Annotated in this window: 12 protein-coding genes; 4 read left to right on the top strand and 8 right to left on the bottom strand. The window is 66.3% G+C overall.

Translation table 11 applies throughout. The annotated features are described in order from the left end of the window. Positions 1–43 precede the first annotated feature (43 nt). Positions 44–604, bottom strand: coding sequence for a dihydrofolate reductase family protein (locus AC07O0_RS22940; protein WP_494626017.1), 561 nt, complete (start codon positions 602–604; stop codon positions 44–46). 111 nt (positions 605–715) lie between these two features. Here AC07O0_RS22940 and AC07O0_RS22935 point away from each other — a divergent pair, with 111 nt between their 5' ends. Together AC07O0_RS22935 and AC07O0_RS22930 are read left to right on the top strand one after the other, a co-directional pair. Continuing rightward, on the top strand, positions 716–1,234 hold the full coding sequence (locus AC07O0_RS22935) for a winged helix-turn-helix transcriptional regulator (RefSeq protein WP_494626016.1): 519 nt from the start codon (positions 716–718) through the stop codon (positions 1,232–1,234). 80 nt (positions 1,235–1,314) lie between these two features. Further along, complete coding sequence (locus AC07O0_RS22930) at positions 1,315–1,839, top strand: hypothetical protein (protein WP_494626014.1); 525 nt, start codon at positions 1,315–1,317, stop codon at positions 1,837–1,839. Between the two features lie 48 nt (positions 1,840–1,887). Here the strand turns inward: AC07O0_RS22930 and AC07O0_RS22925 are convergent, their stop codons facing one another. The 3 genes from AC07O0_RS22925 to AC07O0_RS22915 are packed head-to-tail and all read right to left on the bottom strand — an operon-like array spanning position 1,888 to position 6,964. Then, on the bottom strand, positions 1,888–5,112 hold the full coding sequence (locus tag AC07O0_RS22925) for an efflux RND transporter permease subunit (protein ID WP_494626012.1): 3,225 nt from the start codon (positions 5,110–5,112) through the stop codon (positions 1,888–1,890). Between the two features lie 11 nt (positions 5,113–5,123). Further along, positions 5,124–6,308 (bottom strand): efflux RND transporter periplasmic adaptor subunit, encoded by a 1,185-nt coding sequence (locus AC07O0_RS22920; RefSeq protein ID WP_494626011.1) that lies wholly within the window; start codon positions 6,306–6,308, stop codon positions 5,124–5,126. 14 nt (positions 6,309–6,322) lie between these two features. Beyond that, complete coding sequence (locus AC07O0_RS22915) at positions 6,323–6,964, bottom strand: TetR/AcrR family transcriptional regulator (protein ID WP_494626010.1); 642 nt, start codon at positions 6,962–6,964, stop codon at positions 6,323–6,325. A gap of 250 nt (positions 6,965–7,214) precedes the next feature. Between AC07O0_RS22915 and AC07O0_RS22910 the strand changes: the two genes are divergently transcribed. Then, entirely contained in the window at positions 7,215–8,006 is a 792-nt protein-coding gene (locus AC07O0_RS22910) for a glutamine amidotransferase (RefSeq protein ID WP_494626009.1), read from the top strand. Continuing rightward, positions 8,003–9,247 (top strand): NAD(P)/FAD-dependent oxidoreductase, encoded by a 1,245-nt coding sequence (locus tag AC07O0_RS22905; protein WP_494626007.1) that lies wholly within the window; start codon positions 8,003–8,005, stop codon positions 9,245–9,247. The genes AC07O0_RS22910 and AC07O0_RS22905 overlap by 4 nt, the downstream gene beginning before the upstream one ends. A gap of 3 nt (positions 9,248–9,250) precedes the next feature. Here the strand turns inward: AC07O0_RS22905 and creD are convergent, their stop codons facing one another. From creD to sdhA, 4 genes are all read right to left on the bottom strand, one after another. Continuing rightward, complete coding sequence (gene creD / locus AC07O0_RS22900) at positions 9,251–10,672, bottom strand: cell envelope integrity protein CreD (protein ID WP_494626006.1); 1,422 nt, start codon at positions 10,670–10,672, stop codon at positions 9,251–9,253. A gap of 137 nt (positions 10,673–10,809) precedes the next feature. Beyond that, positions 10,810–11,289, bottom strand: coding sequence for a macro domain-containing protein (locus tag AC07O0_RS22895; RefSeq protein ID WP_494626004.1), 480 nt, complete (start codon positions 11,287–11,289; stop codon positions 10,810–10,812). An 86-nt stretch (positions 11,290–11,375) separates the two neighbouring features. Then, positions 11,376–12,161, bottom strand: coding sequence for a succinate dehydrogenase iron-sulfur subunit (locus AC07O0_RS22890; protein WP_494626002.1), 786 nt, complete (start codon positions 12,159–12,161; stop codon positions 11,376–11,378). Between the two features lie 14 nt (positions 12,162–12,175). Beyond that, a complete protein-coding gene (sdhA, locus tag AC07O0_RS22885) occupies positions 12,176–14,008 on the bottom strand; it encodes a succinate dehydrogenase flavoprotein subunit (protein WP_494626000.1) in 1,833 nt (610 codons plus the stop codon). Positions 14,009–14,010 lie beyond the last annotated feature (2 nt).

The following is a 14,010-nucleotide window of genomic DNA, read 5'->3' as shown; positions in this document are numbered from 1 at the left end:
GGAAGGGTAGTAGCGCCCTTCCGCGTGCCGGCCAGCCACGCCATCAGTTCCCGGCGGCGTAGCGCAGGATCACCGTGCCGTTCTTGAGCGGCCGGTTCTCCAGCAGATCAAGCTTCTGGCGCTCGCCACCGGCTTTGAAGAACGGCGTGCCCGCGCCGAGCCGCACCGGCACCACCGCCAGCATCAGCTCGTCGATCTGCTTCGCCGCCAACAGCGTGTCGATCAGCTCGGCGCTGCCGAAGACCAGGATGTCCTTGCCCGGCGCGGCCCGCAGCTTGGCGATCTCGCCCGCGATGTCGGCGGTGACGCGGGTGTTGTTCCAGCCCGAGCTCTGGATGCTGCGCGAGGCGACCAGCTTGGGCAGCGCGTTCATGTAGCGCGTGACCTCGCTGTCCTCCTTGGCCTCGGCCGAGGTCCAATACGCCTTCATCCCGTCATGGGTGACACGGCCGAAAACCAGGACTTGGGCGCGCTTGCCGAATTCCTTGCTGAGCGCGTCGAGCTCTTCACCCCAGGCGTCGTTGTGAAACGACAGATCCCATTTTTCCGTGCCCTCGAAATAGCCATCGAGCGTCACGAGGTTCCAGACAATCACCTTGGCCATCACACCCTCCATCCAGGCGCTACCTTGGCGCCAGCAAAACCGCTTGCGATTTGCAAGCAGTTGGCTTCTAGCGAAACCGATTGTAGAATGCAAGCGGTTTTGGAGATGCACATGCGAGAGACCGGCCGTTCGGGCTGCCCGATCAATCTGACGCTCGAAATCCTCGGGGATCGCTGGAGCCTGATCGTCCTGCGCGACATGATGTTCGGCAATCGCCGGCATTTCCGCGAATTGCTGGCGAAATCGGACGAAGGCATCGCCTCGAACATTCTCGCCGACCGGCTTAAGCGGCTGCTCGAGAACGGTCTGATCTCGCGCCGTGACGACGCCAGCCACAAGCAGAAGGGCATCTACAGCCTGACCGAAATGGGGATCTCGCTGGTGCCGGTCTTCGCCGCCATGGCCGACTGGGGCCGCCGCTTCCTGCCGGTGACGCCGGAGATGTCGATCCGCGCCGAGATCCTCGCCGAAGGCGGCCCGGCGCTCTGGCAGAAGTTCATGGACGAGCTGCGCTTTCTCCATCTCGACGCGCCGCGGCCGGCGCAATCCGTGCTCGACGAGCTGACCGCAGCCTATTGTGAGGCTGTCGAGCGCCGATGCGCGGCCGAGGTCGAGCCGGAAGCGGTGTGAGGCCTCGCCCGATCCCCTGATCTCGCATGCACATTGATCAAAATCGCTCCTGAGACGTTTAGCCGGCAGGAGGTGCGATCATGATGCGACATCACCTGACGAAAGCCTTCGCAGCGGCGGCGCTGCTGATCCTGGCGCAGCCGGGCGTCGCCGAGCAGGAGGCCAACAGCGGCGAAACCGGCTTCCTCAGCTCGCTGGAGGGCCGCTTCAGCGGCAATGGCACGCTCCAGAATGCCGGCGGCGGCAGCCGTTCGCTGAAATGCGAATTCAACGGCGACCAGGAGGGCGCGCGCCTCAGCCTCGACGGCAGCTGTAGCGCTGCCGCGATCTTCAGCGCGACGATCCGAATCGAGCTGCGCCATGATCCGAGGACCGGCCGCTATGCCGGCACCTTCAAGGAGAGCACCGGCACGGTGGCGAATCTATCCGGTACGCGACAGGGCCAGCGCCTGTCGCTCGCCTTCAACGAGACCGCGGAGAGCATCCGCCCGAACCCGCCGGCGACGCTGACAATCTCGCGCCAGCAGAGCGGAGTGGCGCTGACCCTGCGCGGCAGCCAGCCAGGCAAAGGGCAGAATCTCGACCTGTCGCTGCAGGAGAAATAACCGCGCAAATGGAAAGGCCGGCCTAATCGGCCGGCCCCGTCCTGGTTCTCACTCCGCCGCCAGCCTCGGCGGCGGCAGCTTGCCGGCCATCGCCTTGGCGCTGGCTTCGCCCGGCGTCTCCTCGTCGCTGATCGCGGTCCAGCTGCTCTCATCCTCGGCCTTGCCGAGGAAGCGGCCGAAGATCCAGCCGGTCAGGCGGCCGAGATCGTCCATCACCACATAGAAGGACGGCACGAAGACGAGGCTGAGCACGGTCGAGACGATCAGACCGCCGATCACCGCGATCGCCATCGGCGCACGGAACTCGCCGCCATCGCCGACGCCATAGGCCGAAGGCAGCATGCCGGCGGCCATGGCGATGGTGGTCATCACGATCGGCCGGGCCCGCTTGTGGCCGGCTTCCAGCAGCGCCGTCAGCCGGTCCTTGCCACGCGCGACCTCCTCGACCGCGAAATCGACCAGCATGATCGCGTTCTTGGTGACGATGCCCATCAGCATCAGCAGGCCGATATAGACCGGCATCGAGACCGGGTTGTGGGTGGCCAGCAGCGCGATCACCACGCCGCCGAAGGAGAGCGGCAGCGAGAGCAGGATGGTGATCGGCTGGAAGACCGAGCCGAACAGCAGGATCAGCACGGCGAGCACCAGCATCAGGCCGGTGGTCATCGCGGTGATGAAGCCCTCGACCACCTCGCCCTGGATCTCGGCGTCGCCGGTGGCGGCGATGCGCACGCCTTCGGGCAGTCCGACTTCCTTGACGATCTCCTGGAACTTCTCCTGTGCCGTGCCAAGCTCGAAGCCGCGCTTCAGGTCGGCGCCGATGGCGGCGCGGCGGACGCGGTCATAGCGATCGATCGAGGACGGGCCCTCGCCGAAGCCGATCTCGGCGACGGCGGTAAGCGGGATCGAGACACCGGAAGCGCTGATGACGCGCAGCGCCGCGATGTTGCGGATGTCGGTGCGGGCCTGCTCGTCGAGCTGGACGCGGATCGGCACCAGCCGGTCGCCGGCGTTGAACTTGGCGAGGTTGGGGCCGATGTCGCCGATGGTGGCGACGCGCAGCGCCTCGGAGATCGCCTCGGGCGTGACGCCGAGATTGGCGGCCTGTTCGAGCTTCGGCGTGACGCGCATCTCCGGCCGGCTCAGCGAGCCGGCGGTGGCGACGTTGAGATAACCATCGACCTGGCGCATGCGCGCCTCGATCTTCGCCACCGTCTCGTCGAGCGCATCGCCATCCTTGGACAGGATCGAGAATGCCATCTCGCGCTCGCCGCGCTCGTTGACATACCAGGCGCGAACGTCGGGCACACTCGCCAGCTTCTCGGCGATGGTGACCTTGAGCTCCTTCTGCGGGACGTCGCGCCCAGCCTTCGGTGTCAGCATGATGAAGACCGCGGCGCGGCGGACCTCGCGCTGCCCGGTCGGCGAGGCCCCGCCAAGCACGAAGACGTTGGTCACCTGTGGGATCTCGCGCAGCTTGTCGACGATCTTGTCGGTGGCGACGGTGGTGTCCTCCAGCGTCGCGCCGGGCGGTAATTCGACCGATGCGACGATGCGTGCGGTGTCCTCCTCCGGGAAGAAGCCGGTCGGCAGCAGCGCGGTCGCCTGGATCGAGACGAACAGGAAGCCGAAGCCGGCGATCAGCGTGAGATAGGCCGTGTTGAACGGCAGCTTGCGCCAGGTCCGCGAGCCGTCGAAGCGCGGCAGCACTGGGATGCGCCGCTTCCTCAGCGAGGCCTCAAGCAACCAGGCGTAAGCGCGCATCACGAAGCCATCCTTGGCGTCGTGGTGCTTCACAGGCTTGAACAGATAGGCCGCCATCATCGGCGTGATCAGGCGCGCGACCAGGAGCGAGAACAGCACCGCGATCGCGACCGTCAGGCCGAACTGGCGGAAATACTGGCCGGCGATGCCGCCCATGAAGGACACGGGCGCAAAGATCGCGACGATGGTCAGCGTGATTGCGATGACCGCGAGCCCGATCTCGTCGGCCGCTTCCATCGCGGCGCGATAGGGCGATTTGCCCATCCTCATGTGTCGGACGATGTTCTCGATCTCGACGATGGCGTCGTCGACCAGGATGCCGGTCACCAGGGTGATGCCGAGCAGGCTGACGAGGTTCAGCGAGAAGCCGAGGATCTCCATCGCCCAGAAGGTCGGGATCGCTGACAGCGGCAATGCGATCGCGGTGATCAGCGTCGCCCGCCAGTTGCGCAGGAAGACGAAGACGACGAGCACGGCGAGCGCTGCGCCCTCCAGCAGCGTCTCCATCGCCGCCTTGTAGTTGCCGTAGGTGTAGGCGACGGCATCGTCGATCGGCGCAAGCTTGATCGTCGGGTAGCGCTTGTTGAGATCGTCGATCTTGGCCGCGACGACGTCCTTGACCGAGAGCTCGCTCGAGCCCTTCGAACGGAACACGGCGAAGGAGACGACCGGCTGCTTGTTGAGCCGGCCGAAGGCGCGCGGCTCGGAACTGGCGTCCTCGACGCGGCCGAGCTCCTTCAGGCGGACCTCGCGCCCGCCGGTGAGCTGAATCTTGCTGTCGGCCAGTTCAGCGACGGTCTTGGCGCTGGCAAGCGTGCGGATCGCCTGTTCCTGGCCACCAACCTCGCCGCGCCCGCCGGCGAGGTCGACATTGGTGGCGCGAATCTGGCGATTGACCTCGCCAGCAGTGGTGCCGAGCGCGAGCAAACGATCGGGATCGAGCGAAATCCTGATCTCGCGGTCGACGCCGCCATAACGCTCGACCCGGCCGACGCCCTTCAGCCCCTGCAATTCGCGCGAAACGACATCGTCGACATGCCAGGAGATCTGCTCCAGCGTCATGCCGGGCGAGGAAGCGCCATAGGTCAGGATCGACTGGCCCTCGACATCGATGCGCTGGATCACCGGCTCGTCGATGGTACGCGGCAGCTCGGCCCGGATCTTGGCGATCGCATCCTTGACGTCGTTGACCGCACGGTCGGTATTGGTTTCGAGCCTGAACTCGACCAGTGTCACCGAAGAGCCATCGGTCAGCGTCGACATCACATGCTTGACGCCGGTGATGTTGGCGACTGCGTCCTCGACGCGCTTCGAAACCTGGCTCTCGAGCTCGGCCGGGGCGGCGCCCGACTGGGTTACCGTCACCGAGACGAAGGGCACGTCGATGTTCGGGAAGCGCGTCACCGGCAGCTTCGAGAACGACAGCAGCCCGAGCACGCAGAGCACGACGAAGAGCAGGATCGACGGAACCGGTTTCCGGATCGACCAGGCGGAGAAATTGACGTTCACGCGAGGCTCCGTCAGTTCGTCGCGATCGGCGTGATCATGTCGCCGTCACGCACGAAGGTGCCGGCACGCGCCACCACGCTCTCGCCCTCGGCGAGGCCGGACGCGATCTCGGCGCGCCCGCCGCCGATCAGCCCGAGCGTGACCTTCTTGGTCGTCACCTTTCCATCCTTGACGGACTGGACCATGGCGCCACCGCGCGCATAGGTGATCGCCGAAAGCGGCAGCACGATGCTGGTCTTGCGGCCAGTCTCGATCACGCCGCGGGCGAACGAGCCGACGGCGACCGGCGGATTGCCCGTCAACGTGATGCGCAGCCGCCCGAGCCGCGAGGCCTTGTCGACCTCCGGCGAGATCAGCCGGATCTGGCCGGCGAGCGGCTTGTCGGATCCCGCCGGCGTGACCGCGACCGCCTGGCCGACCTTGAGATTGGGCAGCTCGACCTCTGCGACATCGGCTTCGAGCTCGATCGCGCCATCGGCGATGATCTTGAACAGCGGCTCAGCGGCCGCCATCGTCGCCATCGCGCCGAGCCTGGCATTGCGGCGGCTGACGATGCCGGCCTTGGGCGCCTTGATCTCGGTGCGGGCGAGCTTGACGTCAATGTCGCGTCCCTGGGCCTGGGCCAGCGTCAGGTCGGCCGTGGTGATCGCAAGCGCCTGCTTCATCGAGTTCAGTCGCGCCTGCCCGCCCCGCGCCGCAGCGGCGCGCTGGTCGAAGGTCTCTAGGCTCGCATTGCCGTTGTCGCGCAGGGCCTTGGTGCGGTCGAAGGCGTTGTTGGCCTGGACGAGATTGGCTTCGGCCTCGACGATCTGGGCCTTGGCCTGGTCGACCGCCGCCTCGGCGCGCTTGATCTGCGCCTCGTTCTGGGAGCGCTGCACTTCAAGCGTGGTGCGCGACAGCCGCGCCAATACCTGGCCGGCGGTCACGCGGTCGCCCTCTTCGGCAAGCAGCTCGGTGATGACGACGCCGTCGATCTCGGGGGCGACCATGATCTCGTCGCGCGCGATCATCGAGCCGGAGACGACGACGCTCTGCACGATCTCGTCGCGCTTGGCATTCGTCACTGTGATGGCAGGTCCGGCGGAAGGCTGCTGAGACGTAGCGGCGGCGGCCGGAGCCTGAGCGAAAGCCGTCACAGGCGCGCAGGCGAGCGCGACGAGCGGCAGCAGGGCGAGGGTCTTGGTCGAGACGGGCATGGTCGGTCTTCGTCTTATGGGGTTGGATCGCCGGCGGGCGGCAGCAGCATGGTCTGCGCCATCGCGCGCATCGCGGCGAACAGGGCTTCGGCGCCGGAAGCGGCGTCGAAATTGGGATCGACAGCGCGCCGGCAGAAGAAGCCGTCCGCCATCATGAACAGCGCCTGCAGGAAACGCGCTTGATCGAGATTGCTCGGCAGCTCCCCGGTTTGCTTGGCGGCCTCGACGGCTGCGCCGAGCCCGAGCTCGACCACCTCGTCGAAGCCGGCGCAGATCTGCGCCATCTCGGGCGTACGCGAGGCCTCGGCCCAGATCTGCAGCGCGATGATCGCCTTCTCGCGCGGCTTGCGCACCATGTGCTGGCGGCCGAGCTCCTCGAGCTGGTCGAGCAATCCGCCCTTGGTCGGATCGAGCTGGGCGAAATCGGCGGCGACTTCCGTTCGGTCGCGTTCGCTCATGCCGGCGATGATCGCGTCCTTCGACGAGAAGTAGCGGTAGAGATTGCCCGGGCTCATCCCGGCCTCCACCGCAATGTCGTTCATCGTCGCCGCATGGAAGCCGGCGCGCGCGAAGACGCGCTCAGCCGCATCGAGGATGCGGACATGGCGCTCCGAGAGACCACGCTCGGCCGGGAATGAGGTGACGACCTGCGACATGCTTCTTTCGAATGATGAGAATGAATGTTCATTCTCATGCCTGAGGCTGCTTCGGAAGTCAACCGGGATGATCACTGCGGGTTGCATTACCGGACGAGTATTGAGGCAAGATTGCACGGAGCATGCACGGCGCTGGCCTCGGCCATGTCGGCGCGTGGCGCATAATTTGCTTGCTGCAAAGGCCGGCAAACAGCATTTTAGGCATGTCCGGCGGGAGAATCCGGTCTCGGGAGCGCAATCGAACGCCGCGATGAACGACCTGTCCTATCGCTTCGAGGCCCGCCGCCGGCTCCGCACCCGCCTCGGCACCCAGCCGCGGCGCAAACCCGTCCTGATCGTGCTCCATCAGGAGCATTCGACGTCCGGCCGCGTCGGCCGCTTGATCGCCGAGCGCGGCCACGCCCTCGACATTCGCAAGCCACGTTTCGGCGACCCTCTGCCGCAAACCATGCAGGGCCATGCCGGCGCAGTGATCTTCGGCGGGCCGATGAGCGCCAACGACCCCGACGATTTCGTCAAGGCCGAGACCGACTGGATCGGCGTCTGCCTAAAGGAGGAGGCACCCTTCCTCGGCCTCTGCCTCGGTGCGCAGATGCTGGCCCGCCATCTCGGCGCAACCGTCTACACCCATGCGCAGGGCCGGGCCGAGATCGGCTATTACCCGCTCAGCCTGACCGAAGCCGGGCATGCCGACGCCAATGCGTCCGGCAGCCCCTGGCCCGCAACCGTCTATCAATGGCACCGCGAAGGCTTCGATTGCCCGACCGGCGCCGAATGCCTGGCGACCGGCGGTGACTTCCCAGTCCAGGCCATCCGCACCGGCCGCAAGGCCTATGGCCTGCAATTCCACCCCGAGGTGACGCTGGCGATGATGTGCCGCTGGTCAGTGCGCGCCCATGAGCGCACGCTGATGCCGGGCGCGCAACTGCGCCACCAGCATCTCGAAGGCTGGTACCAGTATGATCCGGCCGTGCGCACCTGGCTCGACGGCTTCCTCGATCACTGGCTGAAAGAGCCGGCCGAGCAGGATCTCATCGCGTGAATCGCAGCGTCATCGTCCTCGGCGCCGGCATGGTCGGCGTCTCCTGCGCGCTCGCTCTGCAGAAGCGTGGCCTCAAGGTTACGCTGATCGACCGGCGCGAGCCCGGCCGCGAGACCTCCTACGGCAATGCCGGCGTGATCAGCCGCTCCTCGATCATGCCACTCAACAATCCCGGCCTGTGGAAGAACCTGCCGAAATATCTGAGCAACCGGCATGCGGCCGTGCGCTATCGGCTCAGCCATCTCCTGGCCAATCCTGGCTGGATCCTTGGCTTCCTCAACGAAGCCAAGCCCGATCGACTCAGCCACCGCGTTGCGGCGCTGGAAAGCCTGATCGCGCCCTCTCTGCCGCTGCACAAGCGGCTGATGACGGAAGCCGGCATCGCCTGGCGCCTGCGCGACACCGGCTTCCTCGAGCTCTGGCGCAGCGAGGCCGGCCGGGCAGCCGCCGAGGCGCGCCGAACCTTCCTCGAAAATCACGGCGTGCGCGTCGAGGCGCTTGATCGCCAGGCCCTCTCGGCTCTGGAGCCCAGCCTGAACCCGATCTTCTCGGCCGCGCTGCTGCACAAGGACAGCGCCTCGGTCGATTGGCCGGGCGCGGTCGTCGAGGCCTATGCGGCGCTGTTCGCCGCCCGCGGCGGTACGATCCTGCGCGACGAGGTCACCGCCCTGTCGAAGCAGGGTGAAGGCTGGCGCGTCACTGCCAAGGGCGCCCAACACGACGCCGATCTCGCCGTCGTCGCGCTCGGACCCTGGAGCGCCGATCTGCTGCGGCCGCTCGGCTTCAAGGTGCCGCTCAATGTCGAGCGCGGCTATCACCGCCATTACAAGGCGGCGCAGGGGCGCTTCCTCAACCGCCCGATCTATGATGTCGAGGCGTCCTACATGCTGGCGCCGATGGAGCTCGGCCTGCGCCTGACCAGTGGCGTCGAGCTCGCCCATCGCGACGCGCCGGACAACCATGCCCAGATCGATCAGGTGCTGCCGCGGGCGCGCGAGGCCTTCCCGCTGACGGAGCCGGCGGAAGACACGACCTGGCGCGGCTCGCGCCCGACCCTGCCGGATTCATTGCCGATGATCGGCGAGGCGCCGCGCCATCCCGGCCTCTGGCTCGCCTTCGGCAACCAGCATATCGGCTTCTCGACCGGGCCCGTGACGGGGGAGCTGCTCGCCGCTCTGGTCTGCGGCGAAGCGGCTCCGGCCGACCCGGCGCCTTTCGCGCCGGGCCGCTATTTGTCCTAGGCGTCACGCCGGCGCGCTCGGTCGCGCCGGATCGCTGGTGACAGGTTTGGCCACATTGTCACCGAGGCCTGACCAGTTGACCCTGGCCGTGGCGAGCATCAGCGTCGCCAGCGCGATGAAGGCACCGATCGCCCCGGCCAGCAAAGCGAAGTCCTCGGACTTCAGCAGCGCGTAGACCAGCCCGTAACCGGTGGCGAGGATCAGGCCCAGCACGGCCCCGCGTGCGAAACTGCGCAGGACGAGACCTATGTAGAGCGCGATGAGGGCCGTCGTTGCGGCTGCGGCCACGAGATAGGCCGTCAGGAAGCCGAGATGCTCGGCCAGCGACAGCAGCAGCACATAGAACAGCACCAGCGCGAAGCCGACGAGCGTGTACTGGACGGCATGGAGGTTGTCGCGCGCCACCAATTCCAGCCCGAACACGGCAAGAAAGACCGCGCCGACGAAGAGGATGCCGTATTTGATGGCGCGATCGACCAGCTGGTAGAGATCGACCGGCTGGTAGAAACGGGCACCGACGCCGCCGGCGAGGAAGGTCGCATCAGCGCGCCGGTTGTCATGGCTGAAGGCCAGCGGCAGGTTGCGCGCCAGATGCGAGACCCGCCAGGACGCCGAGAAGCCGTTGGCGTCGATCACCCGGTCATCCGGCAGATGCGCGCCGGAGAAGCTCGGATGCTGCCAGTTCGAGCTCATCCGGATGGCGCTGTTCTTGGCCAGCGGCACGATCGACAGGCTGCGCGAGCCGTTGAGATCGAGCCCGACCTCGACCGAGAGCGGCCTGGTCAGGTCGATGCCGCGCATGGCGGCATGGATGCCGTTGCCGTCGCGGATGCCGGCGCCCAAAGTCGGTTCGAACTCGATCGCCGCGCCGTCACGAATTTGCGCGGTGGCGCGGTTCTTCAGGCCGCGGACATCGCCGACCCCAACGGCGAGCACCGCCTCGTTCCAGAGCGGCTGCACCGCCTCGGAGGTGATCGCCTTGAAGTCCGGCGGCAGGAAGCGCGCATTCAGCGCGACCTTGCCGCGATAGACCGGCACGTCGAAGATCGAGCGCCGCCGGATCTCGGTCTGCGCCTCCGAGCTCGCCTGGAGATCGTCCGGCAGGAAGACCGCGACCTCGCGCGTCGGCGCGGCATTGGCGATCTTGGGCGGCACCAGATAGGGCACCAGCAGGGCCGGGCCGCCGACGATCTGCTCGCGGCCCCAGGCATCGCCGATCTCGCGGGCCGCCTGATTGGCAGTGGCCGAGCGCTCGCCGCGCAGGCTGGAAACGAACATTAGCGGGATCAGCAGCAGCAGCGCCAGGAAGCCGATGACGAAGAATTTCAGGCCAGGGCTGCGCCCGAACCGCCGCGGCGTGATGCCGAGGGACAGGATCGGAGGTTCAGGCTTGCTCTCGGTCTGTTGCCCTTGCTCTTGCGACATGATTCGCCCTCATGCAGTGACTTAGCGTCAGCAAGAGAGCGCGGCGTCTTGTCGCGGGCGTGATCGAGTCGAGGCCGAAACCGGCGGAATCGGCGGCGGAATTGCGGAAAGCGACGCTCAACGTCAGGCACGCGAACTCAGGCAGGCCTGCCACCGTCCATTTCATGGCTGTAGTCTTCATAGACCACGAAGACGCTAGGATGGTCGCGGAAGCTCTCAATTAGAAGGGGTTTCACTTCCTCCGGCCACGAGAGCTTTCCAAGCCCGGCCCCGATTTTCGGCAGCGCTACGGATTCGACAGCCGACGCATTCGCCCAGTTCGTCAACTTCCTGATTGAGCGTCGAAGAAACGGCAGCGTGGCGTGATACATGTCCGGTTGGGTCGCGAGGTAAACGAAGCCGGGGCCGCGCTCCACAGGCGGGTGGACCCAGATGTCTCCACCATTGAATCGCCCTTGTCGGGCATGGCGCTTGAACGCAGCCTGGACCTGCGGCCATCGCGACGAGATCTTGAAAGCCAGACCGGTTCCGAGGCCTTCCTGATTACCAGTCGCGACACCTTGCGCGATGTACTGCTCGCGAGCCTGGAGAATATCGCCGGAAACGAAGCGGATCATGGCGACAAGCGTAGCGGCCATACAACCCAGAAGCCATACGGCCCAAAACCCGGTGGCCTCTCTGCGCTCGTAATGACCGATTCAGCTCAGACCTGTCTCGCCACCATCATCTTCTTGACTTCCGCGATCGCCTTGGCCGGGTTGAGGCCCTTCGGGCAGGCGTTGGCGCAGTTCATGATGGTGTGGCAGCGATAGAGCCGGAACGGATCCTCGAGATCGTCGAGGCGCTCGCCGGTGGCTTCGTCGCGGCTGTCGATCAGCCAACGATAGGCCTGCAGCAGCGCCGCGGGGCCAAGATAGCGATCACCATTCCACCAATAGCTCGGGCACGAGGTCGAGCAGCAGGCGCAGAGGATGCACTCATAGAGGCCGTCGAGCTTCTCGCGGTCGTCCTTGGCCTGCTTCCATTCCTTCTCGGGCGCCGGCGTCGTCGTCTTGAGCCAGGGCTCGATCGAGGCGTGCTGGGCGTAGAAGCGGGTAAGATCGGGAACGAGGTCCTTGACCACCGGCATGTGCGGCAGCGGATAGATCGCGACCTTGCCCTTGGCGCCGCATTCGTCGATGCCGGTGGTGCAGGCGAGGCCGTTCTTGCCGTCCATGTTCATGGCGCAGGAACCGCAGATGCCCTCGCGGCAGGAACGCCGGAAGGTCAGCGTCGGGTCGACCTTGTTCTTGATCCAGATCAGCGCGTCGAGCACCATCGGCCCGCAATCGTCGCGGTCGACATAATAGGTGTCGGTGCGCGGATTGGCGGTATCGTCAGGATTCCAGCGATAGATCTTGAACTCGGTGACCTTCTTGGCGGCAGCCGGCTTCGGCCAGGCCTTGCCTTCGGTCAGGCGGGAGTTCTGCGGAAGCGTGAATTCGGCCATCTGTCAGATCGTCCTCAGTACACCCGCGCCTTCGGCTTGATGTATTCGATGTCGTTCGAGAGCGTGTAGGTGTGCACCGGACGATCATCGAGCGTGACCGTGCGCTTCTCGTCGTCGATCCAGGCGAGCGTGTGCTTCATCCAGTCCTTGTCGTCGCGGTTCGGATAGTCCTCGCGGGCATGGGCGCCGCGGCTTTCCGGACGCTGCAGCGCCGAGTCCATCGTGACCACCGCCTGGGTGATCAGGTTCTCGAATTCCAGCGTCTCGATCAGATCCGAGTTCCAGATCAGCGAGCGATCGGTCGTGCCGATGTCGGTGATGCCGGCCCAGACCTCGTGGATTGCCTTGTGGCCAGCCTCAAGTGTCTCGCCGGTCCGATAGACGGCGCAATCGGACTGCATCGTCCGCTGCATCTTGTCGCGCAGCACCGCCGTCGGCGTGCCGCCCTTGGCGTTGCGGTACTTGTCGAGGCGGGTCAGCGAGAGATCGGCCGAGTTCGCCGGCAGCTCCGGCTGCTTCTCACCGGCCTTGACGGTCTCGGCGCAGCGCAGGCCAGCCGCCCGGCCGAAGACGACGAGGTCGATCAGCGAGTTCGAGCCGAGGCGGTTGGCGCCGTGGACGGAGACGCAAGCGGCTTCGCCGATCGCCATCAGGCCCGGCACGACCCGGTCCGGATCGCCATCGACCTTGGTCAGCACCTCGCCGTGGAAGTTCGTCGGGATGCCGCCCATGTTGTAGTGCACGGTCGGGATCACCGGGATCGGCTCGCGTGTCACGTCGACGCCGGCGAAGATTTTGGCGCTTTCCGAGATGCCCGGCAGGCGCTCATGCAGGATCTTCGGGTCGAGATGATCGAGATGCAGGTAGATGTGATCCTTATCCTTGCCGACGCCGCGGCCGGCCCGGATCTCCATCGTCATCGAGCGTGAGACGACGTCGCGCGAGGCGAGGTCCTTGGCTGATGGCGCATAGCGCTCCATGAAGCGCTCGCCCTCGGAATTGGTGAGATAGCCGCCCTCGCCGCGCGCGCCCTCGGTGATCAGGCAGCCCGAGCCGTAGATGCCGGTCGGGTGGAACTGCACGAACTCCATGTCCTGCATCGGCAGGCCGGCGCGCAGCACCATGCCGCCGCCATCGCCGGTGCAGGTATGGGCCGAGGTCGCCGAGAAATAGGCGCGGCCATAGCCGCCGGTCGCAAGAATCGTCTGCTGCGAGCGGAAGCGGTGCAGCGTGCCGTCATCGAGCTTCAGCGCGATCACGCCGCGGCAATGGCCGTCCTCGTCCATGATCAGGTCGATGGCGAAGTATTCGATGAAGAACTCGGTATTGTAGCGCAGCGCCTGGCCATAGAGCGTGTGCAGCATGGCGTGGCCGGTGCGGTCGGCGGCGGCGCAGGTGCGCTGCGCCGGCGGACCGTTGCCGAAATCGGTGGTCATGCCGCCGAAGGGGCGCTGGTAGATCTTACCGTCCTCGGTGCGCGAGAACGGCACGCCCCAATGCTCGAGCTCGTAGACGGCCGCCGGCGCGTTGCGCACGAGATACTCGATCGCGTCCTGGTCGCCGAGCCAGTCCGACCCCTTGACGGTGTCGTACATGTGCCACTGCCAGGTGTCCTTGCCCATATTGCCGAGCGAGGCGGCGACGCCGCCCTGGGCCGCGACCGTGTGCGAGCGGGTCGGGAAGACCTTGCTGATGCAGGCGGTGCGCAGGCCGGCCTGCGAGCAGCCGACCGTGGCGCGAAGCCCGGCGCCGCCGGCGCCGACGACGACGACGTCGAAGGTGTGGTCGGTGATGGCATAGGCCTGGCCGGTATAGGCCGGGACGGGGCGGGCGCGGGTGATCGCCATGA

Source organism: Allobosea sp. GW821-FHT10B12 (genome assembly GCF_059415545.1).
Note: the sequence above shows the minus strand (reverse complement) of the source record. Positions and strands in the feature narration are given on the sequence as shown.

What these genes read in the sequence shown, in the direction of transcription:
- AC07O0_RS22940 (WP_494626017.1), bottom strand. Translation starts at nt 604, where the DNA reads ATGGCCAAGGTGATTGTCTGGAACCTCGTGACGCTCGATGGCTATTTC.
- AC07O0_RS22935 (WP_494626016.1), top strand. Translation starts at nt 716, where the DNA reads ATGCGAGAGACCGGCCGTTCGGGCTGCCCGATCAATCTGACGCTCGAA.
- AC07O0_RS22930 (WP_494626014.1), top strand. Translation starts at nt 1,315, where the DNA reads ATGATGCGACATCACCTGACGAAAGCCTTCGCAGCGGCGGCGCTGCTG.
- AC07O0_RS22920 (WP_494626011.1), bottom strand. Translation starts at nt 6,308, where the DNA reads ATGCCCGTCTCGACCAAGACCCTCGCCCTGCTGCCGCTCGTCGCGCTC.
- AC07O0_RS22915 (WP_494626010.1), bottom strand. Translation starts at nt 6,964, where the DNA reads ATGTCGCAGGTCGTCACCTCATTCCCGGCCGAGCGTGGTCTCTCGGAG.
- AC07O0_RS22910 (WP_494626009.1), top strand. Translation starts at nt 7,215, where the DNA reads ATGAACGACCTGTCCTATCGCTTCGAGGCCCGCCGCCGGCTCCGCACC.
- creD (WP_494626006.1), bottom strand. Translation starts at nt 10,672, where the DNA reads ATGTCGCAAGAGCAAGGGCAACAGACCGAGAGCAAGCCTGAACCTCCG.
- AC07O0_RS22895 (WP_494626004.1), bottom strand. Translation starts at nt 11,289, where the DNA reads ATGATCCGCTTCGTTTCCGGCGATATTCTCCAGGCTCGCGAGCAGTAC.
- AC07O0_RS22890 (WP_494626002.1), bottom strand. Translation starts at nt 12,161, where the DNA reads ATGGCCGAATTCACGCTTCCGCAGAACTCCCGCCTGACCGAAGGCAAG.
- sdhA (WP_494626000.1), bottom strand. Translation starts at nt 14,008, where the DNA reads ATGGCGATCACCCGCGCCCGCCCCGTCCCGGCCTATACCGGCCAGGCC.